21 protein-coding genes are annotated in these 25,698 nt (G+C 43.6%); 9 read left to right on the top strand and 12 right to left on the bottom strand.

Annotated features, from left to right (window positions below; translation table 11 throughout):
- Nucleotides 1-9: 9 nt before the first annotated feature.
- The 4 genes from DW862_RS15295 to DW862_RS15310 all read left to right on the top strand — a co-directional run bounded on the left by DW862_RS15295 (nt 10) and on the right by DW862_RS15310 (nt 4,449).
- Nucleotides 10-1,239 (top strand): hypothetical protein, encoded by a 1,230-nt coding sequence (locus DW862_RS15295; protein ID WP_015531668.1) that lies wholly within the window; start codon nt 10-12, stop codon nt 1,237-1,239.
- 2 nt (nt 1,240-1,241) lie between these two features.
- Complete coding sequence (locus DW862_RS15300) at nt 1,242-2,135, top strand: hypothetical protein (RefSeq protein ID WP_118219061.1); 894 nt, start codon at nt 1,242-1,244, stop codon at nt 2,133-2,135.
- Nucleotides 2,136-2,210: 75 nt separating this feature from the next.
- Nucleotides 2,211-3,671, top strand: a complete 1,461-nt coding sequence (locus DW862_RS15305; RefSeq protein ID WP_120069125.1) for a hypothetical protein — start codon at nt 2,211-2,213, stop codon at nt 3,669-3,671.
- Between the two features lie 262 nt (nt 3,672-3,933).
- Nucleotides 3,934-4,449 carry a DUF3836 domain-containing protein gene (locus DW862_RS15310; protein ID WP_120069148.1) on the top strand — a complete coding sequence of 172 codons (516 nt, stop codon included), beginning with the start codon at nt 3,934-3,936 and terminating at the stop codon, nt 4,447-4,449.
- 139 nt (nt 4,450-4,588) lie between these two features.
- Here the strand turns inward: DW862_RS15310 and msrB are convergent, their stop codons facing one another.
- The 6 genes from msrB to DW862_RS15340 form a co-directional block, all read right to left on the bottom strand.
- Nucleotides 4,589-5,617 carry a peptide-methionine (R)-S-oxide reductase MsrB gene (gene msrB, locus DW862_RS15315; protein WP_120069150.1) on the bottom strand — a complete coding sequence of 343 codons (1,029 nt, stop codon included), beginning with the start codon at nt 5,615-5,617 and terminating at the stop codon, nt 4,589-4,591.
- A gap of 84 nt (nt 5,618-5,701) precedes the next feature.
- On the bottom strand, nt 5,702-7,039 hold the full coding sequence (locus tag DW862_RS15320) for a TolC family protein (RefSeq protein ID WP_008026224.1): 1,338 nt from the start codon (nt 7,037-7,039) through the stop codon (nt 5,702-5,704).
- Between the two features lie 9 nt (nt 7,040-7,048).
- Nucleotides 7,049-8,149 (bottom strand): efflux RND transporter periplasmic adaptor subunit, encoded by a 1,101-nt coding sequence (locus DW862_RS15325; RefSeq protein ID WP_008026226.1) that lies wholly within the window; start codon nt 8,147-8,149, stop codon nt 7,049-7,051.
- Nucleotides 8,150-8,205: 56 nt separating this feature from the next.
- On the bottom strand, nt 8,206-9,447 hold the full coding sequence (locus tag DW862_RS15330; RefSeq protein WP_004315004.1) for an ABC transporter permease: 1,242 nt from the start codon (nt 9,445-9,447) through the stop codon (nt 8,206-8,208).
- A gap of 4 nt (nt 9,448-9,451) precedes the next feature.
- The gene (locus DW862_RS15335; RefSeq protein WP_008026227.1) at nt 9,452-10,711 is read right to left on the bottom strand and encodes an ABC transporter permease; all 1,260 of its coding nucleotides are present in this window, start codon (nt 10,709-10,711) and stop codon (nt 9,452-9,454) included.
- A 97-nt stretch (nt 10,712-10,808) separates the two neighbouring features.
- On the bottom strand, nt 10,809-11,525 hold the full coding sequence (locus tag DW862_RS15340) for an ABC transporter ATP-binding protein (protein WP_008026229.1): 717 nt from the start codon (nt 11,523-11,525) through the stop codon (nt 10,809-10,811).
- A gap of 179 nt (nt 11,526-11,704) precedes the next feature.
- Here DW862_RS15340 and DW862_RS15345 point away from each other — a divergent pair, with 179 nt between their 5' ends.
- Nucleotides 11,705-12,685, top strand: coding sequence for an ROK family protein (locus tag DW862_RS15345; RefSeq protein ID WP_004315007.1), 981 nt, complete (start codon nt 11,705-11,707; stop codon nt 12,683-12,685).
- Nucleotides 12,686-13,001: 316 nt separating this feature from the next.
- Here DW862_RS15345 and rplS read toward each other — a convergent pair whose 3' ends face one another.
- Nucleotides 13,002-13,355, bottom strand: a complete 354-nt coding sequence (gene rplS, locus DW862_RS15350; protein WP_008026232.1) for a 50S ribosomal protein L19 — start codon at nt 13,353-13,355, stop codon at nt 13,002-13,004.
- A gap of 155 nt (nt 13,356-13,510) precedes the next feature.
- Between rplS and DW862_RS15355 the strand changes: the two genes are divergently transcribed.
- Genes DW862_RS15355 through DW862_RS15365 form a run of 3 tightly spaced genes read left to right on the top strand, consistent with a single transcriptional unit; the run spans nt 13,511 to nt 18,164 of the window.
- Complete coding sequence (locus DW862_RS15355; protein WP_008026233.1) at nt 13,511-14,296, top strand: 5'-nucleotidase C-terminal domain-containing protein; 786 nt, start codon at nt 13,511-13,513, stop codon at nt 14,294-14,296.
- Between the two features lie 26 nt (nt 14,297-14,322).
- Nucleotides 14,323-15,156, top strand: a complete 834-nt coding sequence (locus DW862_RS15360) for a bifunctional UDP-sugar hydrolase/5'-nucleotidase (protein ID WP_015531673.1) — start codon at nt 14,323-14,325, stop codon at nt 15,154-15,156.
- Complete coding sequence (locus tag DW862_RS15365) at nt 15,153-18,164, top strand: glycoside hydrolase family 3 N-terminal domain-containing protein (protein ID WP_120069155.1); 3,012 nt, start codon at nt 15,153-15,155, stop codon at nt 18,162-18,164. Before DW862_RS15360 ends, DW862_RS15365 begins: the two co-directional genes overlap by 4 nt.
- An 88-nt stretch (nt 18,165-18,252) precedes the next feature.
- On the opposite strand, the gene DW862_RS15370 is transcribed toward DW862_RS15365, so the two are convergent.
- The 4 genes from DW862_RS15370 to DW862_RS15385 all read right to left on the bottom strand — a co-directional run bounded on the left by DW862_RS15370 (nt 18,253) and on the right by DW862_RS15385 (nt 22,665).
- Entirely contained in the window at nt 18,253-18,879 is a 627-nt protein-coding gene (locus tag DW862_RS15370) for an outer membrane beta-barrel protein (RefSeq protein WP_008019936.1), read from the bottom strand.
- A 15-nt stretch (nt 18,880-18,894) separates the two neighbouring features.
- A complete protein-coding gene (locus DW862_RS15375; protein ID WP_004314298.1) occupies nt 18,895-19,530 on the bottom strand; it encodes a DUF4136 domain-containing protein in 636 nt (211 codons plus the stop codon).
- A gap of 227 nt (nt 19,531-19,757) precedes the next feature.
- Nucleotides 19,758-20,108 carry a winged helix DNA-binding protein gene (locus DW862_RS15380; protein WP_004314299.1) on the bottom strand — a complete coding sequence of 117 codons (351 nt, stop codon included), beginning with the start codon at nt 20,106-20,108 and terminating at the stop codon, nt 19,758-19,760.
- A gap of 31 nt (nt 20,109-20,139) precedes the next feature.
- Nucleotides 20,140-22,665: an FAD-dependent oxidoreductase gene (locus DW862_RS15385; protein WP_008026236.1), complete on the bottom strand. Its 2,526-nt coding sequence runs from the start codon at nt 22,663-22,665 to the stop codon at nt 20,140-20,142.
- 129 nt (nt 22,666-22,794) lie between these two features.
- On the opposite strand from DW862_RS15385, the gene DW862_RS15390 reads away from it, so the two are divergent.
- Nucleotides 22,795-24,135 (top strand): sigma-54 dependent transcriptional regulator, encoded by a 1,341-nt coding sequence (locus DW862_RS15390; protein ID WP_008026237.1) that lies wholly within the window; start codon nt 22,795-22,797, stop codon nt 24,133-24,135.
- 60 nt (nt 24,136-24,195) lie between these two features.
- Here DW862_RS15390 and DW862_RS15395 read toward each other — a convergent pair whose 3' ends face one another.
- On the bottom strand, nt 24,196-25,362 hold the full coding sequence (locus DW862_RS15395) for an aspartokinase (RefSeq protein WP_120069158.1): 1,167 nt from the start codon (nt 25,360-25,362) through the stop codon (nt 24,196-24,198).
- Nucleotides 25,363-25,698 lie beyond the last annotated feature (336 nt).

Here is a 25,698-nt window from a genome sequence, read left to right on the forward strand (position 1 = left end):
ATACAAGATATGAAAAAGATAATAATAGGAGTTTTCTCCTTGATTTTGGCTACTGGTCTGTATGCGCAGACAATTGGAAACGAGGCATTTCCGCAACTGAAAGATGGTTTGCTTGACTTGAACTTGAGAGCACCCGGTCAGAAACTGCGTTTTGGCGGTTATCTTCAGGGTTCCGGTTACTATACAGATATAAAGAACGCAGAGTCGGAATATGGATTTGATATCGATCATGCTTATTTGAGCCTGGAAGGTTCGTTCCTGAATGAGAAACTGGGCTTCTTCTTGCAAGCTGATTTTGCCGATTCTTATCCTTTATTGGATGCATGGGTTTCGTATGCTCCCTGGAAACAATTGAAAATCAGTGCCGGACAGAAACAGACCTTTACTAATACCCGGCAAATGATGATGCTCGATCAGGGACTTGCTTTCGGTGAACATTCGTTGATGGATCGTACATTCTCCCGCACAGGGCGTGAATTGGGATTATTTGTTGAAAGCCGCTTGTCACTTGGCAAGTTAGGATTCGATTTAGGCGCTGCTGTAACTTCCGGTGACGGACGCAATTCATTTGGCTCCTCAAGTACTGATCCGGATTTGGGCGGATTGAAATATGGCGGACGTGTCACTGTTTATCCGTTGGGTTTCTTTACGAGCGGTAATGAGTTGGTCTTTAATGACTTTATTCGTGAGAAATCTCCTAAACTGGCTATCGGTGCGGCATATAGTTATAATGTCGGTGCCAGCAATATGGTAGGTGAAGGGCATAATGATTTTCAGATGTATGATAAAGAAGGTGCTGCGGATTATCCCGACTATCGTAAGCTGTCGGCCGATTTACTATTCAAGTGGAATGGCTTCTCGTTGTTGGCAGAGTATGTCAATGCAACGGCGAATGGCTTGAACGGACTTTATGTAGAAAAGGATGAGGGTGCAAAATTGAAACCGCGTCAGATAGCCAATTACTTGGCTTTGGGAAATGGACTCAATGTACAGGCCGGATATCTTTTCCGTAAATTATGGGCACTGGATGTCGCTTATAGTAAAGTGAACCCCGAATGGAAAGAGACGGGGCAGAGTGTCTTGCGTGAGGCGGATAACATTACTTTCGGCGCATCTAAATATTTCAATAATAATACGTTCAAGTTGCAGTTGGCCGGTTCATATACCTCATACAATCAGTTAGTGGGTGCAGGATCCAAGGAATTTCAGGTTAAGTTGAATCTTCATATTCTCTTTTGATAATGATGCGTGTAGCAAACTTATTGATTTTACTTATTGCCGTATTGATGACGAGTTGTTTTAAAGACGACGAATCAGAATCTTTGGGAGAAACCTCCAAGTTTCTCCCGGGAGACGGTATCGTGACATATTCCGGATATGCGCCTTTGGCTGATCGTCCTGTCCGCATACATTTTCATATCCCTGCCAACGGGGATATGAAAAAGATGCCGGTGTTGTTTGTATTTCCCGGACTGGAAAGGAATGCTGCTGATTATCTGAATGCATGGCGTACAGAAGCGTCCAATAGGAATGTGATGGTATTTGTGTTTGAGTTTCCTACGGAGACTTACTCTACTGCACAGTATATCGAAGGCGGTATGTTTCAGGGAAATACACTGCTCGACCGTTCGGAATGGACATTCTCGCTTATCGAGTCCGTTTTTGATACTGTCCGGAAAGATACCGGTTCTTCGCGGACTAAATATGATATGTGGGGACATTCTGCCGGAGCGCAGTTTGTGCACCGGTATGTGACGTTTATGCCCGATACTCGTGTCGACAGGGCAGTGAGTGCCAACGCAGGCTGGTATACACTACCTGATGTGGATGTTGCTTATCCTTATGGCCTGAAAAATACGGATGTCGCGACTTCTTCCCAAGTAGCATCGTTGCTTGCCCGTAAACTGATTGTTCATTTGGGTACGGCAGATACGGATCGTAACGGACTGAACACTTCAACCGGTGCCGAAGCACAAGGCGCAAACAGATATCAGCGTGGTAAGTATTATTTTTCGGAGGCAAAGCGTATCAGTGCCAAAGGCGGTTATTCGTTGAACTGGGATAAGTATGAGGTGACAGGTGTTGCGCACGAGTATGCTAAAATGGCGGCAGCCGGGGCAAAAATACTCTATTAAGTAAGACCAAAATTTTGAGTCATCAGTTAAATAGCTTATTTTTGTTGACCTATTCATCAGACACAGGTATTTAAAATGTTTCTATCGGCATCGTATATACAAGGCTTCTATTCTTCAGGGCAAAAGATTATATTATTGATATTCTGCCTCCTTTTCACTGTATCCCTGCGTGCTGTGCGTTCAGCAGAAGAGATTAAGAGTGTCAAGGCAGATCAGATACTTGATACCAAGCAGTTTAATTACTTGGATAAGGGAAGTGTCATCACATTGCAAGTCATGCTTCCCGGACAGGATAAAGTGGTGTTTGAGTCGCTGATGCGCATTGAAAGCACAGATAAAGAGTTATATAATCTGATTCTTTCCCGTTCTCCTCAAGCCGGTACCGAATTATTATGGGTGTGCAATTCGGAGGTGGAGAAAGTGCAGGTCAGTTCTCCGGAAGATTCAATCTCGACTGATACCCTGTCAGTTGGCTTTTCGGTTTATTTTCCGGCAGACTCCGTTTATATATCCGCAAATGGACATTCTTATGCCTTTTCGTCGCATGGTATCCGTTCGGACCGGGGGTATCGGTTCCATATTCTTGGCGATAAACGTTCTCATTTGAAGTTACTTGAGAGGCACGCTGAATTGTTGTCGGTTGGAAAGGAAGAACAACATCTGTCCGCCTGGTATTGGATTCTGTTGATTATAGTGGTGGACATGATTGTATTTCTGGGGATGCATTGGCGGCGTAGGCGCCAGAAGAGGTTGAAGGCAAGCAACCGGGTTGAAATACTCACTTCATTTGGCGATGAAGGAGAAAAGGTCAGGTTGCCCCGCTATAATGCCGTTTATCTGTTTGGTGGATTGCAGGTTTTTGACCGTAATGGTGAAGAAGTCTCGCAACGTTTTTCTCCGCTTTTGCGTGAGTTGTTTGTTTTGCTGATCTTGCGGTCGGCGGAGAATGGAATATCGTCGGAAGAACTCACTACCATGTTGTGGTTTGATAAAGATGATGTAAGTGCCAAAAACAATCGGGCGGTTAATCTTTCCAAGTTGCGGGTGCTGGTAGAATCTGTTGGCGGGTGTACGATTTCCAAGATCTCGGGTAACTGGCGGGTGCAATTTGAGAAGAACGCTTTTGTGGATTACTATGAATGTCTTCCGGAGCGGATTCGTCCCGATAGCCTGACAACTGAACGAATCAAAATCATTGCAGCACTGACTGCTAAGGGGGGCTTGCTGAATGAATGTGACTATCTGTGGCTTGACGCTTTTAAAAGCCGGATAGCAGACAATCTTATTGAGTCTTTATTAAAGTACGCCACTTTACTGGATGAGCATGAAGCTTTTGATACCAAACTATTAATATCCGATATTATCTTCCGGTTCGACTCCGTGAACGAAGCGGCACTTAGACTCAAATGTGCCACATACGTATTCATGCGTAAGCAATATATGGCTAAGACTACCTATGAACACTTCTGCAGGGAATATAAATCACTGTATGACGAACCTTTCGAACATTCTTTCAATAGCATTATTAGTCAGTAATTTATTTATTTGTTCGTTTTTTAATTGGTTGTTCGATTCTAAGCGTACAACTGTTCATTTTCGTACACCATTCTGTTTTGCAATCTTTCTGATTATTAACTTGTTATCTTTTTGGCACGCTCGTTGCATATCTATAGTCGCAAGCGGACAACGAAGAAACATGAAAAAAGTTCAGAATGTTGCAACCGTTTGAGACACTTGATCCGTCTAATAAACAGAAGAACAAAAAACAGAATGTTGAACAAATAAAAAATATACAATTATGAAAACTACAGTATTATTCAGAATGATCGTTTTAGTTGCTATGGTATTTGCAGGTATCTCTAATGCAACAGTGAAGGCACAAAACAATAACTTCATTACTAATGAAGAAACAGTAGGTGATCTTGTAGTATCGAAGGTGATTTACAGATTAGATGGCTCTCTTTATCGCCACATGAAATATGATTTTACCTATGACGATCAAAAGAGAATGGCTACCAAAGAGACTTTCAAATGGGACGCTTCCACTGACAAATGGCTGCCGTACTTCAAGATTGAGTATACTTATTCTTCTAATGAAATCACTTTGGTATACGCACGTTGGAATGATTCTCACAGAGCTTACGATGCGGCTGTTGAAAAGAGCGTGTACGAATTGAACGACGCTAATATGCCGGTAGCTTATATGAACTATAAATGGAATGATAAATGGATTGAAGAATCTAGTGTGAACTGGGCTATGAACGTGGCTACTCCGGCAACGAATGAAGCAACTCTGTTGACTGCCAGCAGATAAAAATAAATTAGGAGTTGTGAAACTCCTTCTCTCTCTTAATTTAACTGCATTAAAAACGGTGGATTGCCCTATGAGGAAGTCCACCGTTCTGTTTATCTGATAAACAGCTTATATTGATTTGTATTACTTTCCGGTGTGCTTATTTAATGAGTGGCAAATATTCTCCATAACCTTCCTCTTTCATTTTCTCTTTCGGGATAAAACGAAGGGAGGCGCTATTGATGCAATAACGTAATCCGCCTTTCTCTTTCGGACCATCTGTGAATACATGTCCCAGATGCGCATCCCCGGTTTTACTGCGCACTTCCGTACGTATCATGCCATGCGAAGTATCTTTCTTCTCTGCGATGATATCTTTTTGAATCGGCTGGGAAAAGCTAGGCCACCCGCAACCCGAATCGAACTTGTCGGTAGAAACAAACAAAGGCTCTCCGGTGGTAATATCAACATAAATGCCTGGGCGGTGCTCATTCCAGTATTCATTGTGGAAGGCCGGTTCGGTGGCATTCTTCTGGGTTACTGCATATTGTTCCGCCGACAGTTCCTTGCGGAGGGTTGAGTCATCCGGTTTTTGATACACTTTTGTTTTCGGTGCATTGGCTTTGCGTGCCATTTCAAATAAAGCGGGATTGATATGGCAATATCCTCCCGGATTTTTATCCAGATAGTCCTGATGGTAAGTCTCTGCCGGATAGAAATTAGTCAATGGCTTTACTTCTATAGCGATAGGAGTCTTATATTGTGCAGACAATAGTTTAATAGCCTGGTTAATGATAGGAAGATCTTCTTTATCTACATAATAAATTCCGGTTCTATACTGTGTTCCCCGGTCATTACCCTGACGGTTGAGGCTGGTAGGATCAATTGTCTTGAAATACAGATCGAGCAGCAAATTTAAATCTACCGTTTTAGGATCATAAACCACCTTTACTGTTTCCGCAGCATTGGTTTTTCCTGAACAGACCTGTTCATAACTCGGGTTGGCAACATTACTGTTGGCATATCCTACTTGAGTACTTTCTACTCCTCGAATTTGTTTCAGGAAATGTTCTGTTCCCCAGAAGCATCCTCCTGCAAAATAGATTTCTGCTTGATTTTTCATTGGTTTAGCAACTCCTAAAAATGTATTACTAATCACTACGATCACTATGATGATAAAATACTTCATATCCGTTAGTTCTTTCTATAATAACGAATGAACCAACGGATATGTTTTAAGGAACTACTATACTAAACTCAAATATATTTCTTTTTATTCAATGATCTGTCCTTTGTAGAAATCCAGAATTTTAGTCCTGAACAGATAGTCGTATTTAGCTTGCAACTTATCCGAAAGAGCTTTCGTCAGATTAAGTTTGGCTTCATTATATTCTACAAAGGTAGCTTTGCCGTTATTGAATTTCTCACTCATCAGGCGGAAAGACTCCTCGTTGGCTTTCACTGCCACTTCACTGGAGTTGTACTTGCTTTCAGCAGCTAGAGCATTATACCAAGCCTGCTGAATCTCTTTGTAGAGTACTTTCTTTGCGTTATCCAATCTCAAAGATAAGTCTATTTGTTGTAAACGAGCGGTGCGTACTCGGTTTCGTGTAGAAAAACGATTAAAGATCGGAACGCTCAAATTGAATCCTATATACTTATTTAGGTTGTTCTTTATCTGACTGCCGAAGCTGTTTTCTGATCTTCCGCTCACCGTATAATAATTGCTACCCAAACCGGCGCTGAAAGAGAGTTGTGGATAGAATGCACTTTGAGCAATACGAATGCTATTAAGACTACCTTGTAAACGGTATTCTGCAGCCTTAATACTTGGTTTGTAAGCAAGAGCCTGTGTATATATATCATCCGGTGGGGTGAGAGATTCGAACTCTAGTTCTTCCTTAGGACTTTCGAGCACGAATCCTTCAGGCGTAGGTAATTCCAAAAGTTGGGTGAGGTCTAATAATGACAACTTGTACGTATTGTCTGATTGTACAGCAGTCATTTCGTCCTGTGCGACACGGGCTTGTGCTTCGGCCACTTCAGAAGGGGATGCTTTACCTACTCCGTGAAGTCCTTGGATGCGCTTTAGCTGGTCTTTGCTTAAATCTACCTGATTATGAGCAACCTTACTTAATTCTTGGTTGAATAAAACCTGCAAATAAGCGGAAGTGACATTGATTGCAATGTCTTCTTTGGCTTTATTCAAATCTTCTATAGCGGCTTTTAAATCCAACTTGGCAAGTGAATATTGGTTGGATAACTGCAAACCGGTAAATATAGGTACATTGGTTCCCAAGCTGAAACTGGTATTGGCACTGTTAATGTCACTATACGAGTTGTCTATCGGAGAAGCAGTACGTCCCCAACTCCAGTTTTGGCTGGCGCTACCGCTCAAATTCGGAAGACGTGTCCATTTGCTAGTGTTTACACTCACTTTATTGGCTTCAACACTGTTGGTCGATTGACGAATCTCTATATTATGCTCGATGGCATAGTCGATACATTGCCGCAATGTCCATGCTTGCGGGGAGTTGTTCTGTGCTTGGATAGAAGTGATTCCGATCCCGGCAAGCAGAAGGGCTGATATGGTTTTACGAATTATTTTCATTGAATTCAATTATTTATCTTTTTTCTCTGCACCCCGTATTTTGTCCTGTGCAGTTATTCCTTTCTTGATTTCTATCTTGATTCCATCACTCATACCGGCAGTCACCTGCGTACGCTGGAACTTTTGTTCGGGCACTGAATCTGTCATGATGTACACAAATGTAGAGTCGCCATTAAACTCAATAGTGCTTTCGGGCACTGCCAATACTTGATTTGCCCTTTGCAACACGATTTCCGCATTAGCCGAATATCCGGAACGAATCTGAACGGAATCTGGAATGGTAATTGCAGCCTTGATTTCAAATTGGTTGGCACCATTGGTTTCTACCCCTTTCGGAGAGATATATTCCAGAATGGCGTTGAAAGTCAGATTTTGCAAAGCTCCGATTGTCAGTTTGATCGGCATCTGTTCGTGGATACGTCCCACTTCCGTTTCATCAATATTACCACGGAAAATCATGTCGTTCATATTGGCTACCGTAGCAATCGTGGTTCCATCATTGAACGTGTTACTCATAATCACAGAGTTACCGGCTTTTACAGGTACATCCAAAATCAACCCGTCAATGGTAGAACGAATCATCGTACTACTGAACGATGCGCTGTTTTTGGTAATCCCTTCTTTTACGATTTCCAGATTATCTTTAGCCGTCTGTCTCTCTTCACGAGCTTGCTTCAAGGCTACTTCACTTTTCTCATATTCTTCCCGGCTAATCAGCTGATCTTCGTACAACTTCTTTACACGGGCAAAATCCGTTTCTGCCTGTGTTGCATTAATCTCTGCCAGGCGCACACGACTTTCCGCAGAATTCAGTTGACCGAGTTCAGGGATTACTTTTACTTTGGCGATCACTTCCCCTTTCTTCACAGCTTGTCCGGCTTCTTTGTACACTTCGTCGATAATACCCGAAATCTGCGGTTTGATTAAAATTTCGTCTCTCGGTTCTACCTTTCCGGTAGCTACTGTGGTCTTTTGGAGGTCAGTGACTTCCGGTTTTACTATTTCGTAAGTGATTACCTTGGGTTTAGACTTCTGATAAAGGAATACGAATGTTCCGACAAGAATGATAGCAATGGCTACCAATAATGTGATTTTCAGATACTTTTTCATGACTTTATTTATATTTTTATTGTTTACGATTAATAATTGAAATCCCTCGCACCTCTTTATTCGTCTCGAATAGCTTCAATCGGTTTGATAGCCATAGCCCGATAAGCAGGTGCCAGACCTGCCAACATTCCCAGTGCGATCAGAAGAGCACAAGTGCCGATTGCCAGTCCGAAGGTAACCTGAAAACGGACGTCTCCTCCGTCGGCGTTTGCTCCCATTTCTACCAATTGCAACACCATGACGGCAAAAGAGATTCCACACATTCCTGCAATAGTGGTAAGCACCATACTTTCCGATAGAATTTGTTGCAGGATATCTTTGGGGCGTGCGCCGATTGCCCGGCGGATACCAATTTCGGTGGTACGTTCTTTCACGGTTACCATCATAATATTAGATACGCCGATGGCACCTGCCAGCAGAGTCCCCAATCCTACCATCCAAACCAGTATGTTGATACCGGTAAACAGATTGTCTACCATCGAAAACATTGCTTCCGCATTCAGGTACATAAGTGCCTGTTTGTCGTTAGGCGCGATATAATGCGCAGCTTTAATAATCTGCTCCATTTCCGGTTGTACGTCGGACACTTTGATTCCATGCTTCACGGTGAAGCAGATGACGTCGATCCGTCCCCCTAAGTTATACGTTTGCTGCATTGTGGTGAAAGGCAGGGTGACAGCTTCCGAAGCCCGTCCCTGTATGTTCATATCCCCTTCGGAGGAAGACATGCCGATCACCTGATAATAAATTCCGTCCACACGTATGTATTTTCCGCAAGGGTCTTCTCCCGGTTTGAACAGGCTTTCATAGATACGTTTTCCGATAACGCACACTTTACGTGCTTCCTGTATATCCACTTCGTTGATAAACCTGCCGTAGGCCATTTCTTGTGATTCGATGTGGAGATAGTCCGGATATAATCCTTTCACGCTGCAATCGTATTTCTTATCTTCGTATACAGCTTTGGAACCCCAACGGGCAATGGAAGGAGTAATGACCTCCACATCTTTGACTTTCGAACGAAGACGCTCGATGTCGATAGCTTCCAGATTCCACCACCTGCCTTTGCGGAAACCTTTGTAAGCTTCGCCCGTTTTCTGTGCGGCAAGGAAGCCGGAGTTGGTTGCGAATCCTTCAAAGTTCTTTTTCATCATGCCTTCCAGTCCTTGTCCGCCGCCGATCAGGGCGACGAGCATAAAGATTCCCCAGAAAACACCGAATGCAGTCAGCAGGCTTCTCGTTTTATTTCTTGTAATGGTAATGAGGATTTCCTCACAGGTATCCATGTCTATTCTCATAGTCTTAATCTGCTCTAAGTGCTTCGATTGGTCGGATGCTGACTGCTTTTCGGGCAGGGAATAATCCGGCTAATGTACCAGCTATTATTAATGTGAGTGTAGCCTGTATGGCGATTCTTATATCTACTGTCGGATTCAGGAAAACAGTTTCCGTCCACATTCCGGTATCCATTGTCTGATTGCCAAAGGCGTTATTCATCCATTCGGTCACTCCGATACCCGCCACCATACCTATATATCCGAATATCGTGGTAATGGTGACACTCTCTACGATAATCAACCAGAGAATAGAAAGCGGCTTGGCACCCAGAGCTTTGCGGATACCGAATTCACGGGTACGTTCTTTTACGGTAATCAGCATAATGTTGGACACTCCTACAATCCCGCTTAACAGTGTGAAGATACCGATCACCCAGATAGCGATGCGTAGCATGTTCGAGCCTTGCTGCTGTTGCAAGTAGTTGGTAAACCGGTTCCAAATCCAGATAGCACTATGGTCTGTCGGGTCAAAGCGATGATTAGCCCCCAGCACCTTGCGGTAATGAGCTTCAAATGCTTCATTCGCTTCTATCGTTTCCAGGTTTTTGGTAGTCATGACAAGGTTATTCAACTTGTCTCCTTTGTTGTAAATCGTTTGCAGGGTGGTGAAGGGGATGTAAGCATCGCTGTCTCCGCTGTCTCCTTTATCATTATACAGCCCTACTACCTGATAAACCACATTTCCGGCATTGACAAACTGCCCGATAGGCTCGGTATGCGTTTTATCGAAAAGAATCTCTGCTGTCTTTTTATGGAGCACAATTACTTTCCGGCGCTCTTTAATATCAATTTCATTGATGAAACGTCCTTTGAAGAGTTTCACCACTTCTACTTCCGTATGGTTGGGATATACGCCGGAAAGATTCAAACTGACGTATTCTTGTCCGAAACTTAAGTTAATACCTCCTTGCCACACAGTTGCCCCGGCTTTAATGACATGGTCCGGAAAATAATGGTCGGTAGCGTCCACGTCTTTATTATCCAATTGCACTCGTCTTCCTTCTTTCAGTCCATCGTATGATTTGCTGGTCCATCCCGGAAAAATCTTGATGGAGTTCATGGCACGTTCGGAAGCCGATTGCTCGAATGCATGGATCAATCCGTTGCCTGCGCCTAACAGGACGATCAGCATAAAGATACCCCATGCCACAGCAAATCCTGTGAGAAAAGTCCTTAGCTTGTTACGCTTGATGGTACTGTATATTTCTTGCCAAATATCAATCATTTTTTTAAGTATTAGGTGATAAGTAGGTATTAAGTATTAGGTGTTAAGTATTAGGCTGCGCTGCGACCGCATGGAATTAATACTTAATACTTAATACTTATTTCATGAAACCGTCTTTGCCGAACGGAGAGGCATCGTGGTCGATATTATCTTCAATGCGTTCGATAACCCCGTCCTTGATGTGTATAATCTTGTCTGTTTGGTTGGCAACTCCGCTTTCGTGGGTGACAACCACAATCGTCATTCCCAGTTTATGAAGATCTTTCAGAATTTGCATCACTTCCACGGAAGTTTTACTGTCCAAAGCTCCCGTAGGCTCATCTGCCAGAATGATTTGCGGTTGGGTGATTAAAGCCCGTGCGATTGCTACACGTTGTTTCTGACCGCCACTCATTTCGTTGGGCATGTGATGTGCCCAGTCTTTTAAACCCAGACGGTCGAGATATTCCAAGGCAAGTGCATTTCGCTTCTTGCGGCTTATCCCTTGATAAAATAAAGGAAGTGCTACATTCTCTACGGCATCTTTAAAGGAAATCAGATTGAATGACTGGAAGATAAATCCGATCATGCGGTTCCGGTATTCGGCAGCTTTGGTTTCGCTTAAGTTCTTGATGAGTACGTTATTCAGATAATACTCTCCGGTGTCGTAGTTGTCGAGAATTCCCAATATATTGAGTAAAGTTGATTTCCCAGACCCGGATGCTCCCATGATGGAAACAAATTCTCCCTGTTCGATATTGAGATTGATACCTTTAAGTACATGGAGAGGCGCTCCGTTGTTGTAGGTCTTGTTGACGTTTGTTAGTTGTATCACAATTTTCTTTATTTAGATTCTGTTTTCTAATAATTTTCTACTATTAGACGGCTGCAAGATACGAAAAGTTGCAAAGAGGTTGAACTTTTTTTGAAAAACATTTTGTAGACTCAATCTTCTTTACGTAATTTGTGTGCAGTAAACTTAATGATTAACTAACCCTTTTAAATAAAAGTATCATGAATTCAAACATGGAAAAGCCCTACGTAGTAGGTATTGACATAGGCGGAACGAATACCGTCTTTGGAATTGTAGACGCACGCGGAACTATTATTGCCAGCAGTTCAATCAAAACATCTGGTTATCCTACAGTAGAAGAATACGCTGATGAAGTGTGTAAAAGCCTGCTTCCATTGATTATTGCTAATGGTGGCGTTGATAAAATCAGAGGCATCGGTATCGGTGCTCCGAATGGTAACTATTACACGGGAACGATTGAATTTGCTCCGAACTTGCCTTGGAAAGGAATTCTTCCGTTGGCTGCCATGTTTGAAGAAAGACTGGGTATCCCCACTGCTTTGACAAACGATGCAAATGCTGCTGCTATCGGTGAAATGACTTATGGCGCTGCCCGTGGTATGAAAGACTTTATCATGATTACACTGGGTACCGGTGTGGGTAGTGGTATTGTTATCAACGGCCAGATGGTATATGGACATGACGGTTTTGCAGGCGAATTAGGACACGTGATCGCTCGTCGCGATGGTCGTCTTTGCGGTTGTGGACGTAAGGGATGTCTGGAAACTTACTGTTCGGCTACCGGTGTAGCTCGCACAGCTCGCGAATTCCTTGCCGCTCGTACGGATGCCAGCTTGCTTCGTAACATTCCTGCAGAAAACATTACTTCAAAAGATGTATATGATGCAGCTGTACAAGGTGATAAATTGGCACAGGAGATCTTCGAATTTACAGGTAATATCTTGGGTGAAGCTTTGGCGGATGCTATTGCATTCTCCAGCCCTGAAGCCATTGTATTGTTCGGTGGCTTGGCTAAGTCCGGTGACTATATCATGAAACCGATTCAGAAGGCCATTGATGATAATATCCTGAATATCTATAAAGGTAAGACGAAATTGCTCGTTTCCGAATTGAAGGATTCTGATGCTGCTGTACTGGGTGCCAGTGCATTGGCTTGGGAACTGAAAGATTTGAAAGAATAATATATCATTATTATAATAAAGGTGATGAAGCCTCGGGAGTCTATGACTTTCGGGGCTTTGTTTTATTATTCCTTTCCGCCATCTACAAGGCATCTACAGCCTATTCAGAAAAGGGTTTATTCTCACTAGTATGAGAAATAATACTCATACTAATGGGAATATATTCTCATAGGTATGAGTATTTTTTCTCACAGGTGTGAGTATAGTTGAGAAAATGTACTTCCCAGATAATAGCTTTGCGAGAATGGTAGCAATAAAAAAGGGAACTTCATTCATTATGAAGTTCCCTTTTTTATTTCGAATCGAAAAGTTCGGCTTAGCCGTTAACTCTTTTTTCTTTGATTCTAGCTTTCTTACCAGTAAGAGCACGCAGGTAGTACAATTTAGCGCGACGAACTTTACCTACCTTGTTCACCTCGATGCTATCGATAGCCGGTGATTCGATTGGGAAAATTCTTTCTACGCCTATAGTTCCTGACATTTTACGTACAGTAAAACGTTTCTTGTCTCCGTGACCGGCGATTTTGATAACAACACCACGGTACAACTGTACACGTTCTTTGTTACCCTCGATAATACGATATGCCACTGTTACAGTGTCTCCTGCTTTGAAGCTCGGGTGCTGTTTTCCGGTAGCAAATGCTTCTTCTGCAATTTTAATTAAATCCATTGTTGTTATTATTAAATTGTTTCATCGTTACAACGCAACATACCAAGTATCTCTTCTCTTGACAGCGATTGCGCGAAAGCGGTGCAAAGTAACGAATTATTTGCCAGATAGCCAAATGTTTTTGTATATTTGTAGCATATCTAAAAATAGCGAACATGAAACAGACTTATGTAAAGTATCTGATGGTGGCAGTGTTGACAGGAGGTTTCCTGTTTACTTCCTGCCGGACCGCACGCGAGACTACGGCACAGTACGAAGTAACCAAAGTAGAGGGTAGCATGATAACGATTGATTCTGTTTGGGACACCACTCCCAACGTGAAAGCTACCGAAATCTTAAAGCCTTATAAGGAAAAGGTGGATGCGATGATGTATGAAGTCATCGGTACCAGTGCGATGAAGATGGACAAAGGAGCTCCTGAAAGCTTGCTATCCGACCTTGTCGCGGGTGTTTTACAGCAAGCGGCAACCCAGGTATTGGGGAAACCGGCCGATATGGGATTGGTAAATATGGGTGGCTTGCGTAATATCTTGCCCGAAGGAGATATCACGGTAGGAGATGTTTTTGAAATTCTTCCTTTCGAGAATTCCCTTTGTGTATTGACTATGAAAGGGACAGACTTGCGACGGCTTTGTGAAGCAATAGCGTCTCTGCATGGCGAAGGAGTGAGCGGTATCCGCCTCGAAATCACAAAAGACGGAAAGCTGCTGAACGCATTTATTGCCGGAAAACCGCTAAAGGATGACCAGCTTTACACAGTGGCTACTATCGACTATCTGGCAGATGGAAACGGACGAATGGATGCGTTCCTGCAGGCAGAAAAGAGAGTATGCCCCGAAGATGCTACCTTACGCGGACTGTTTCTTGATTATGTACGCAAACAAACAGCCGAAGGCAAAGTGATTACCTCCAAACTGGACGGACGTATTACGATAAAATAAAAAAGGAGAATCTAAAAATATTGAATATGAAAAGATTTCAGATATTATTCCTGCTATGTCTTGCATTGAGTTTCACTTTTTCAATCTTTGCGCAGGATACCAAAGAAGTTATCATTTTACAAACAAGCGATGTGCATAGCCGTATCGAACCTATCAATCAGAAGGGCGACCGATATTATAACAAAGGTGGTTTTGTCCGCCGGGCTGCTTTTCTCGAAGAGTTCCGCAAAGATCATAAGAATGTATTGCTTTTCGATTGCGGAGATATTTCCCAGGGGACACCTTATTATAATATGTTCCGTGGAGAAGTAGAAATCAAACTGATGAATGAAATGGGCTATGATGCAATGACAATCGGTAACCATGAGTTTGATTTCGATGTGGATAATATGGCCCGTATTTTTAAGATGGCTGATTTTCCGGTCGTTTGTGCCAACTATAATCTGGATGCTACGGTGTTAAAAGATATAGTCAAGCCCTACGTCGTTCTGGAGAAATATGGTTTGAGAATTGGCGTGTTCGGTCTCGGAACCCAGCCGGAAGGAATGATTCAGGCCAATAAATGCGAAGGAGTCGTTTATGAAGATCCTATCCGTGTATCCAACGAGATAGCTACCTTGTTGAAAGAGGAAGAAGGTTGTGATCTGGTCGTATGCCTGTCTCATCTGGGCATCCAGATGGATGAACATCTGGTTGCCGGAACACACAATATCGACGTGATTCTGGGTGGACACTCCCATACATTTATGGAAGGCCCCAAAACATACTTGAATATGGACGGAAAAGAGGTGCCTGTCATGCACACAGGAAAAAATGGTGTTCGTGTAGGCCGTCTCGATTTGACATTGAAACATAAATGAAGATAATTCCCTCAATAGTAACGCTTTTATTCCTTATCGCGGCCGGCACAGTTTCGAGTCCGGCGCAAAATGCTACCACCGTTGAACCTCTGCTGGTGTACAAAGCCCTTCAGGACAAGGACTGCCGGCACTGGGTTGATTCGGTGATGGATAAACTTTCCTTTAAAGAAAAGGTAGGTCAGTTATTCATCTATACCATTGCTCCGGTAGACACCAAACGAAACCTGGAACTGCTGCGCGAAGTCATCGACACTTATAAAGTAGGCGGACTTCTCTTTTCCGGCGGGAAGATGCAAAACCAGGTCGAACTGACGAACCGGGCGCAACGACAAGCCAAAGTACCTTTGATGATTACCTTTGATGGAGAATGGGGGTTGTCTATGCGCTTGCGCGGTACGCCTGTCTTCCCGCGAAATATGGTGCTGGGATGTATACGCGACAATCGGCTGCTTTATGAGTACGGACGTGAAGTTGCCCGTCAATGCCGGCAGATTGGAGTACAGGTAAACTTTGCTCCCGTGGCGGACGTGAATATAAACCCTAAAAATCCTGTCATCAATACCCGTTCTTTTGGCGAAGATCCGATCCAAGTGGCCGATAAGGTAATCGCTTATGCTTCCGGTTTGGAAGGTGGAGGGGTGTTATCTGTGTGCAAACACTTTCCCGGACACGGGGATACCGATGTCGATTCGCATAAAGCGCTTCCGGTACTTCCTTTCACTCGCGAGCGTCTGGATAGTGTGGAGCTTTATCCTTTTAAAGAGGCCATCCGTGCCGGACTGGGCGGTATGATGGTGGGGCATCTGCAAGTTCCGGTGATTGAACCTATTGGCGGACTTCCGTCTTCCTTGTCCCGCAATGTCGTGTATGATTTGCTGACCGATGAACTGGCGTTCAAGGGATTGATATTTACCGACGCGCTTGCCATGAAAGGTGTGGCAGGAAATGGAAATGTCAGTTTGCAGGCTTTGAAAGCAGGTAATGACATGGTACTGTCTCCCCGGAACCTGAAGGAAGAGATACCGGCCGTACTGGAAGCTGTTGAAAAAGGGGAACTAAGCCGTGAAGAGATTGAAAGCAAATGCCGCAAAGTCTTGACTTATAAATATGTGTTGGGACTTAAGAAGAAATCGTATGTACAATTATCCGGTCTGGAACAACGCATTAACAGTCCGCAGACACGTGACCTGGTTCGTCGGTTGAATTTAGCGGCAATAACCGTTTTGAATAACAAGAATCATATCCTTCCTCTACATACAGACAAGGAACAGAAGATTGCACTGCTCGAAGTGGGAAATCCCGGAAAAACTGATGTATTGGCCAAACAACTTTCCCGTTATACCTCTTTGGTCCGCTTTTGCCTTCGCGCTAATCAGACAGAAGAGGAAAACCAACGGTTGCGTGATTCTCTGTCTACCTATAAACGAATCATTGTAGCCATTAGCGAACAGCGCTTGGCTTCTTATCAGCCTTTCTTTGCGAAGTTTGCTCCTCAAAGTCCGGCTATTTATCTGTTCTTCACTCCTGGGAAGATGATGTTACAGATTCAGCGGGCCGTGGCTCATGCTTCGGCAGTCGTGTTGGGACATAGTTACAATGTAGACGTGCAGCGTCAGGTCGCAGATGTGTTATTTGCCAAGGCATCCGCAGACGGACAGTTGTCGGCAAGCTTGGGAGAACTGTTTCCAACGGGAGCAGGAGTGACCATTACCCCCAAGACGCCATTGCATTTCGTGCCGGAAGAATATGGGCTTTCTTCCACTCATTTGAAACGCATTGATTCCATCGCATTAGACGGTATTCGTCAGGGAGCTTATCCCGGTTGCCAGGTGGTAGTGTTGAAAAACGGGCATATCATGTTCGACAAATCTTTCGGCACTTATGCGGGTAAAGGAAGTCCGCGTGTCGAATCTACCAGTATCTACGATTTGGCTTCCCTATCAAAGACGACGGGCACTTTGCTTGCCATCATGAAACTCTACGATAAGGGACGTTTCAATCTGACAGATAAGATTTCGGATCATTTACCGTTTTTGCAACGTACTGATAAGAAAGATATAACGATTCAGGAAATCCTGTATCATCAGTCTGGTTTACCTTCCTGGATTCCTTTCTACCAAGAAGCCATTGATAAGGATAGTTATGACGGAAGATTGTTCAGCGCACGCAAAGACGCGCATCATCCGTTACAGTTGGGAACGACTTCATGGGCGAATCCGAAGTTCAAATTCAAAAGTGAATACGTCTCTCCCGTCAAGACCGGTGATTACACTGTTCAAATCTGCGATAGTTTGTGGTTAAACCGTTCTTTCCGGAAGGTGATGGAAGAGAAAATAATGGAAGCTCCGTTAAAGCAGAAACGCTATGTATATAGTGATGTCGGATTCATTCTGTTGGGCATGTTGGTAGAACAACTGGCCGGTATGCCTATGGAAGCCTATCTGCAACGTGAGTTTTACGAACCGATGGGGTTGGAGTATACAGGCTACTTGCCTTTACGCCGTTTTGCCAAATCGGAAATTGTCCCTTCCAACAAAGACCGTTTCTTGCGTAAAGAGACTTTGCAGGGATTTGTGCATGATGAGGCTTCCGCTTTCTTTGGCGGATTGGCCGGAAATGCCGGACTTTTCTCTACTGCCCGTGATGTAGCCCGCGTTTATCAGATGTTGCTGAATGGAGGAGAAATAGATGGTCAACGCTATCTAAGCAAAGAAACCTGCCAGTTGTTTACTACGGAAACTTCAAAGATCAGCCGGCGTGGCTTGGGCTTTGACAAACCGGATGCTGATGATCCGAAGAAAGGAAATTGTGCTCCTGCCGCACCTGCCGGAGTGTACGGTCATACCGGCTTTACCGGTACATGTGCATGGGTAGATCCGGTCAATGAACTGGTTTATGTATTCCTTAGCAACCGGATTTATCCGGATGTAACAAATCGCAAACTGAACCAACTGCACATTCGTGAGCGAATACAAGGGGCGATTTATGATGCGATGAAGAAAAAATAAAAAAAAGAAAGGTAAAAGGTGCCTATATTAAAAGCTACCTTTTACCTTTTTTATTATTAACGTAAATTCTGATAGTTGTCAGCCAGCCTTAGAAGGATACACCCAGGCGGAAGCCGAAGTTGCTCAATCCATCTACACTGTAATGCAGTACGTCAGCCTTGTTGGTACCATAGCTGTAGTACAAAGCAAAGTGCAAGCCCGGTCCGTAAACCCATGGGAATACATTGATACCTACTTCAGGAGAAGCGTAGAATCCCCAACTGTTTTCTCTTGCTTCCAGCATGCTGAAATTAGAGCGGATTTTAGCATATTCAGCACCTAATTTAGCACTGACGTATGGTTGAAAGGCTCCACCACGATTCCACTGGTAACGTGCAGCAGCACCGAAAGGCAATTGGAAAATGGTATGTTGCTGATCGGTAGTCACTTCACCGGCACCCATCTGGAAGGTTTCGCGACCTACATATTCGTGGTTGCTGTGATAGTTGAGGAAAAGACCCAAACCGATGTTAGGAGTAACGAAATAACCACCTTCGAAGTTCATACCCCAACCGCTTGCTTTATCAGCAAAATTGTTACTTAGCGGAGCGTTGAACTGCCAGTCGATATTTGCATATCCATTGTCCGATAGCTGTGCCTTAGCCGGCATGGCGAAGGCGATGGCAATAGCCGCCAAGGCTACTACCTTGAAGTATATATTTTTTCTTGTTTTCATAACAGTTGTAGTTGTTTATTTGTTAGTAAGATAAGGTGACTGTGTAAATGACTGGTTGACAGCTTCTACTGCAAGAGTACGGTTGATAGCTTTGGAACCAGTTTCAAATCCGGTCAGATAACTTGTCCATACAACAGGCAGTTTTTTACTGTCTCCCTGTTCGGCTTTCAAGTTCACCATTTCTGTCAGGAAGGAGTTGGTGCTATAACTATAAGTTACTGCATACGGGTAGTACCATCCACCACCCCAGTTGCCACCCCAGTAGCCAGGGCCCCAATATCCGGGATAACCCCACCACCATTCAGGTTGTGTGTAGCTGGTGAAATAATAAGTACTTGCGATGTAGCTTACCTGGATACCAAGATCTGCGCTTTCCTGGTCAGCTGCTGCTTCGTAACCTCTAGCTTCCATATTGTCTGTATAAGCTGCCAGAATTTGTTCTGCGCCTTCACCTTCGAGATATTCCGGTTCTTTACTATCACTGATGACCAGAATCTGTGGTGCCAGATAGAATGTAGGAACTTTGAAATCGGCTTTCTTGTCGTAGTTAGTGTATACCAGATAATTGTCATCCAGTTTACCCATGTCCGGGTCTTTTTCACATGAAGCGAGTGCAAAGACCGCCAATAAAATAGGAATTAATTTCTTCATATCTTTTATAATGTTTAGGTTATATAAAAATCACGCCCAGGTACCTTGGGCTTTTGATACAAACAACAAGAAAGGTGGAAAAAGGTTCGCGTGGAAATTTCTTTTGCCGGAAAATTAACATATTTCTTTGGCCCGGCGGAAAGAAAAACGGTGAGCGCTCTGCCCTATTATCAGGGAGTTTGCTCACCGTTTATTATTTACAGATATTTATTTGAAAAATCCGTTTATTAAAACAGAGGTTTTAGTAGATCCGGTATTTCTACCTTATCAAGTTCCAGTTCAGTTACCCGTTGTTTACCCAATTGAGTCAGATGGAAATACATCTGTCTCCGGTCTTCACTTCCGAGTGATCGGACGATTAGTCCTTTTTCTTCCAGTATCCGCAGCATTTTGGATGTGTGTGAGGGGCTTAGTTCGGTTTGTTTAGACAGGTTGGTAGCCGTCACTTTGTCCGAAGCCTCTTTAAGGGCACACAATATCATTGCTTCATTAAGCGTTATCTGGTACATTTTTTCAAATGCTGTTTCAAAGTTTCCCATTGCTTTGAATACATCACGCATTGCACATATTGTTTTCATACCTTATTTAAATATTTCATTTGTTCATTTTTTAAATAAATAGATTAACGTTTGCGTTATCCGCCCGTTCCATATACGTTGCTACGCCGCCAATGGTCACCTCGTCCAGGAGTTCTTCTTGTTTGACTCCCATCACGTCCATTGACATCTGGCAAGCAATAAATTCCACACCGTTTTCCAGCGCTTGCTGGCGCAGGGATTCCAGTGAATCAATCCCTTTTTTGTTCATGATATACCGCATCATTTTTCCGCCTATTCCGCCCATACTCATCTTAGAAAGTTTCAGCTTTTTGGAGCTGGAAGGCAGCATCATGCCAAACATTTTTCCGAAAATATCCTTTTCGGTTTCCGGTTTGTGCAACTTCTTGATGACGTTCAGTCCCCAGAATGTAAAGAAGATGGTGACTTTCTGCCCCGTAGCTGCTGCGCCGTTTGCTAGTACAAAAGTAGCCAAAGCTTTATCCAAATCATCACTAAACATGATAAAGGTTTTTCCTTTGCCCTCACATGAAGTAACAATATTGCACGATTTTGGTTCTCCTTTTTCTATGACAACAACAGATTTTCCTCCGGAGCTGTCTTTCGAAATCAGTTGATTGCCCGTTGAACTGCACCATGCGGCAGCGTCACGCGGAAATCCCGGATCGGTTGAGGTGATTTCCACCCGTTCGCCTGACGCCAGTGTATCCATTGTTTTTTTCATTTTCAAAATCGGGCCGGGACATTGTAATCCGCAGGCGTCTACCCGAACTGTTTTAGCGGGGTTTGCAAGAGTATCGGCGGTGACGGCAGCAGTGGCAGTAACCGTGGTATCCGAAACCTTAGCAACCCCAGGTTGCCCAACTTGGGGACTACCTCCCTGTTGTTCGGGTGATTCGTCTATTTCATTTCCATTTTCTTCGCGTATGATAATCGGAGCAGTGGCAGCTCGATAAGTCTTCAGTCCTCCCGAGAGATTACGCACCTTGTCAAATCCATGTTGAGTCAATATCCGGTAGGCAAGATACCCCCGTAGTCCGACAGCGCAGAAGGTATAAATCATTTTATCTTTCGGCAGTTCGGCCAGCCGGTCACGAAGCTCATCCAGCGGAATATTCACGGCGCCCGGTAAGCTGCCTAAAGAATATTCGTCCGGGGTGCGGACATCCAGCAGGAACTTATTTTCCATTTCAATGTCCCGCAACTCTCTCCAATATACCGGATTGGTTTTGCCGGTAATGATGTCTTCCGCTACATATCCTGCCAGTGCTACCGGATCTTTGGCCGAAGAGAACGGAGGAGCATACGCTTGTTCCACTTTCATCAGGTCGTAGATCGTTCCCTCGTGTTTGATGACAAGCGCGAGTTCGTCAATCCGTTTGTCCACTCCGTCGTAACCGACGATTTGCCCGCCGTACAATCTTCCCGTCTTTTTGTCGAAAGTGATTTTGATACTCATCGGCATGGCATCCGGATAGTAGCCGGCATGAGAGGCGGGATGGATGGTAGATGACATATAATCTATCTCTTCCTGGCGCAGGCGCTTGCCGGGTAAACCGGTTGAAGCAACGGTCATGTCGAAAACTTTTGCGATTGAAGTGCCGATAGAACCTTCGTAAGGTATTTTTGCCCCGAGAACGTTGTCTGCAACGATGCGTCCCTGACGGTTGGCAGGTCCGGCAAGATAGTTGAGCCAGGGTTTTCCGGTGATCGGATGGCGGAACTCGATTGCGTCACCGATGGCATAAATCGATTCATCAGACGTTTGCAGGTAATCATTCACGGCAATACCTCCTGCAGGGCCGATAGTCAGTTCGGCAGCTCGTGCCAGACTGGTTTCTGGGCGTACTCCGATTGACAGGATAACGATATCGGCAGAAATGGACTGACCGTTTTTGAACGTTACTTTCAACCCTTTTCCCTCCCGGCTAAAAGAGGCGACAGCTTGTTCCAGATAAAGATTGACTCCTTTATCCATCAAGTGCTGGTGGACGAGCGATGCCATCGAGAAGTCAATAGGAGCCATCACTTGATTGCCCATTTCCACAATCGACACTTTCGCTCCCTGTGTATGTAAGTTTTCCGCCATTTCCAGACCGATAAATCCGGCTCCTACGATAACGGCTTTTCGCGGAGCGTGGCTCTTGATATATTCTTTGATCCGATCCGTGTCGGTGACATTCCTTAACGTGAAGATTCCGCTAAGGTCGATTCCTGGAAGAGGAGGACGCACCGGGGAAGCTCCGGTGGAGATGACTAATTTATCGTAGCTCTCCTCATAAGTGTCTTCACTGCTTTGCCGGATGGTCACTGTCTTTCTTTTCCGGTCAATGAAAATCGCTTCGTTTTCTGTACGTACATCTACACGGAAGCGTGTAGAGAAGGCTTCGGGCGTTTGCACGAACAATTTATCCCGTTCCTCTATCACTCCTCCTATATAATAAGGAAGCCCGCAATTGGCGTATGATATATACTTTCCTTTTTCCAAAAGGATAATTTCTGCTGTTTCATCTACTCGTCTGATTCGGGCAGCAGTGGTGGCTCCTCCTGCAACTCCCCCAATAATAATTATTTTCATCTGTTTATAGTGTAAATAGTTTCCTATGGAAATAACAAACAGGATCGAAGAAATGTTCATGGATTCAGATAAAAAAACTATATTTGCGCACCCTGTTTTTCATTCTTCTATTTAATGTAGACAAATTGTATGAATAAAATTCTTATTATTGACGATGAAGTCCAGATTCGCAGCCTTTTAGCTCGTATGCTGGAACTTGAGGGCTATGAAGTGTGTCAGGCAGGTGATTGCAAAGCTGCCATCAAACAACTGGAAATTCAATCGCCCGACGTAGCTTTATGCGATGTTTTTCTTCCTGATGGAAACGGAGTGGATCTAGTTTTGAATATCAAAAAAATAGCTCCCAATGTAGAAGTGATTCTTCTTACTGCTCACGGCAATATTCCCGACGGGGTGCAGGCTATCAAAAACGGTGCGTTTGATTATATAACGAAAGGAGACGATAATAACAAGATTATCCCTCTCATTAGTCGTGCCGTAGAGAAAGCAAAAATGAATATCCGTCTCGAAAAACTGGAAAAGAAGGTCGGGCAAATGTACTCGTTCGATTCTATCCTGGGGGAGTCAAAAGTGCTGAAAGAGTCGGTGTCTTTGGCGCAGAAGGTGTCTGTGACAGATGTTCCCGTATTGCTGACGGGAGAAACCGGAACAGGAAAGGAGGTCTTTGCGCAGGCTATACATTATAACAGCAAGCGGAGCAAACAGAATTTTGTGGCGGTCAACTGTTCGTCTTTCAGCAAAGAACTGCTCGAAAGCGAGATGTTCGGACATAAGGCAGGTTCGTTTACCGGTGCGTTGAAAGATAAGAAAGGGCTTTTTGAAGAGGCCAATAACGGAACGATCTTTCTGGATGAAATCGGAGAGATGGCTTTCGAATTGCAGGCAAAGTTACTGCGTATCCTTGAAACAGGAGAATATATAAAGATCGGTGATACCAAGCCGACAAGAGTCAATGTGCGTATCATCGCTGCTACCAACCGGAATTTGCAGGAGGAGATCAAAGCCGGGCATTTCCGTGAGGACTTGTTTTATCGTCTTTCGGTTTTTCAGGTGCATCTTCCTTCGCTTCGCGAACGTACCGGTGATATCAGGATTCTTGCGACTGCTTTCGCCAAAAGTTTCTCTGAAAAACTTTCGTATGCCGTCAATGAGATGACTCCTGCTTTTTTGGAAGCGCTGGAACAACAGCCGTGGAAAGGGAATATCCGTGAGTTGAGAAATGTGATTGAGCGTAGCCTGATTGTTTGCGAAGGTGGACGGCTGGATATCTGCGACCTTCCTTTGGAAATCCAGAACACTCATTATGAATGTTCGGACGATAGTACAGGTAGTTTTGAACTGGCTGCAATGGAGCGCAGGCATATTGCGCGTGTGTTGGAATATACGAAAGGGAATAAAACGGAAGCTGCCCGCTTGTTGAAAATCGGACTTACTACGTTGTATCGGAAGATAGAGGAATATAAAATCTGAATATACATTTTAATCAGGCCACGCACTGGCTTTCGAGAAATTGTTTGGATAGCGAACTGATTAGTTTGTTTTTATCTGTGCTGTGCACAGATAGTGTGAGCCGATGATATGTATTACAGACATATTTTCGTCCATAACCATTTCGGCATATTTGTGTAGTTCCCTTTCAATGATTCGCAGGGTGTCCCGACTGGCTGTCAGCATCATCGAGATAGATACATTAGATGAGGCCATTGAGATGACATTGATTTGATATTTGTTGATAACTTCCAATATCTTACCCATAAACAAATATCCGGGCAATACATTCAATGAGGTAAAACGTACAAAGGTAGCCGAATCCTGTGAGAGGATGGCCTTGACACTGTTGCCTGTGTCATGGGAAGATATATAGAGTCGTTCTGTTGACAGATCGTGTGTATCGGTTAGGCGGATAACTATATTAGAGCGTGCCGCAAGGGTGATACAATCTGCGTAGAGCAGGTGTACTCCGCTGTTAATCAGTTGTTCGGCTTCTATGTAAGTTAGTGAATGTTGTTCTCGCAGACAATTCCGGTTTGCGTAGATATGGTTGATAGGGGTGGATAACAGCATTTCGTCCGCTTTGAATAGGGTGGCAAGCACTGTTGCATAGTAATCATTGCGTTGTTCGCTCATAAAGTCTATTTCACCATACACATTTCTGCAAATGGAAAGTGGGGCGATAAAAATATCTACATTCCGGTTCTCGTCAATGTATTGTTGGATAGATTCCTGAATATATGGGATGTCCGGCTTTCTTTCCAGGTTGATCTGTATAAGTTTGCCGGTATCTAATGTTTGGGCACGAAGACCCTGTTGACGTAAGCAATAAGTGAATAAATCGCTGGATAATCCGTATACTTCCGCTTTTATCATTTTATCAATCAGTAAATCTGCTTTGTCTTCTACAAGTATATGTATTTTCTTTATACACTCCAGAATCCGGTTTTTAATTTCCTGATTTAAGTGCGAATCTGTAATGAGATGATTGGCAAGGGTACAGCAATATGCTTCGATGGCATTGACTGTGGTATGAGAAGCTTCATCTTCTTCGTGAAACCAACTGATGGAAATAGCCTGTAACCACTCCTGTAATTGTGCCAATATAGGGACTACAGCTACATAAGGATGTTCTTTCTGAATACAATTGATTACTTGCTTCATTTCATCCTCATCTTTAATTTTCTCGAATTTACAAACTTTCATTGTTATCTGGTTATTTATTGGTTACTACTCTTTTCAAAATGATATGCCTTTTTTCAAAAGAGAAAGATATTTAAGAATTATTCCTTAGCTTTAGAATATGGTATATCTGTATAAATCAATCTGTTAATGTTGCAATCAATGTTTTTAATACATTTCTTTACTATAAGTAATCTGCTAATACCATACCACATTGGGATATGAAAATAAGATTTCTTATCTTTGTTGCGTAATTGATTGATAAACCAGCAATATTCATCCATTTATGAAACTCTGCATATAGCTACGCTCAACGAATAGCATCATTTCTAACAGGGCTATTCAGCTATCCGACAGGCA

The sequence above is a fragment of the Bacteroides sp. AM37-9 genome (assembly GCF_003603455.1).
In the GTDB taxonomy this organism is placed as follows: domain Bacteria; phylum Bacteroidota; class Bacteroidia; order Bacteroidales; family Bacteroidaceae; genus Bacteroides; species Bacteroides xylanisolvens.

Coding starts and splice junctions, on each gene's coding strand:
- DW862_RS15380 (WP_004314299.1), bottom strand. CDS start 20,108: ATGAAAACAATATGTGCAATGCGTGATGTATTCAAAGCAATGGGAAAC.
- DW862_RS15345 (WP_004315007.1), top strand. CDS start 11,705: ATGAATTCAAACATGGAAAAGCCCTACGTAGTAGGTATTGACATAGGC.
- DW862_RS15320 (WP_008026224.1), bottom strand. CDS start 7,039: ATGAAAATAATTCGTAAAACCATATCAGCCCTTCTGCTTGCCGGGATC.
- DW862_RS15325 (WP_008026226.1), bottom strand. CDS start 8,149: ATGAAAAAGTATCTGAAAATCACATTATTGGTAGCCATTGCTATCATT.
- DW862_RS15390 (WP_008026237.1), top strand. CDS start 22,795: ATGAATAAAATTCTTATTATTGACGATGAAGTCCAGATTCGCAGCCTT.
- msrB (WP_120069150.1), bottom strand. CDS start 5,617: ATGAAGTATTTTATCATCATAGTGATCGTAGTGATTAGTAATACATTT.
- DW862_RS15310 (WP_120069148.1), top strand. CDS start 3,934: ATGAAAACTACAGTATTATTCAGAATGATCGTTTTAGTTGCTATGGTA.
- DW862_RS15395 (WP_120069158.1), bottom strand. CDS start 25,362: ATGAAAGTTTGTAAATTCGAGAAAATTAAAGATGAGGATGAAATGAAG.
- DW862_RS15370 (WP_008019936.1), bottom strand. CDS start 18,879: ATGAAAACAAGAAAAAATATATACTTCAAGGTAGTAGCCTTGGCGGCT.
- DW862_RS15335 (WP_008026227.1), bottom strand. CDS start 10,711: ATGATTGATATTTGGCAAGAAATATACAGTACCATCAAGCGTAACAAG.
- DW862_RS15360 (WP_015531673.1), top strand. CDS start 14,323: ATGAAAAGATTTCAGATATTATTCCTGCTATGTCTTGCATTGAGTTTC.
- DW862_RS15375 (WP_004314298.1), bottom strand. CDS start 19,530: ATGAAGAAATTAATTCCTATTTTATTGGCGGTCTTTGCACTCGCTTCA.
- rplS (WP_008026232.1), bottom strand. CDS start 13,355: ATGGATTTAATTAAAATTGCAGAAGAAGCATTTGCTACCGGAAAACAG.
- DW862_RS15365 (WP_120069155.1), top strand. CDS start 15,153: ATGAAGATAATTCCCTCAATAGTAACGCTTTTATTCCTTATCGCGGCC.
- DW862_RS15385 (WP_008026236.1), bottom strand. CDS start 22,665: ATGAAAATAATTATTATTGGGGGAGTTGCAGGAGGAGCCACCACTGCT.
- DW862_RS15355 (WP_008026233.1), top strand. CDS start 13,511: ATGAAACAGACTTATGTAAAGTATCTGATGGTGGCAGTGTTGACAGGA.
- DW862_RS15305 (WP_120069125.1), top strand. CDS start 2,211: ATGTTTCTATCGGCATCGTATATACAAGGCTTCTATTCTTCAGGGCAA.
- DW862_RS15330 (WP_004315004.1), bottom strand. CDS start 9,447: ATGAGAATAGACATGGATACCTGTGAGGAAATCCTCATTACCATTACA.
- DW862_RS15295 (WP_015531668.1), top strand. CDS start 10: ATGAAAAAGATAATAATAGGAGTTTTCTCCTTGATTTTGGCTACTGGT.
- DW862_RS15300 (WP_118219061.1), top strand. CDS start 1,242: ATGATGCGTGTAGCAAACTTATTGATTTTACTTATTGCCGTATTGATG.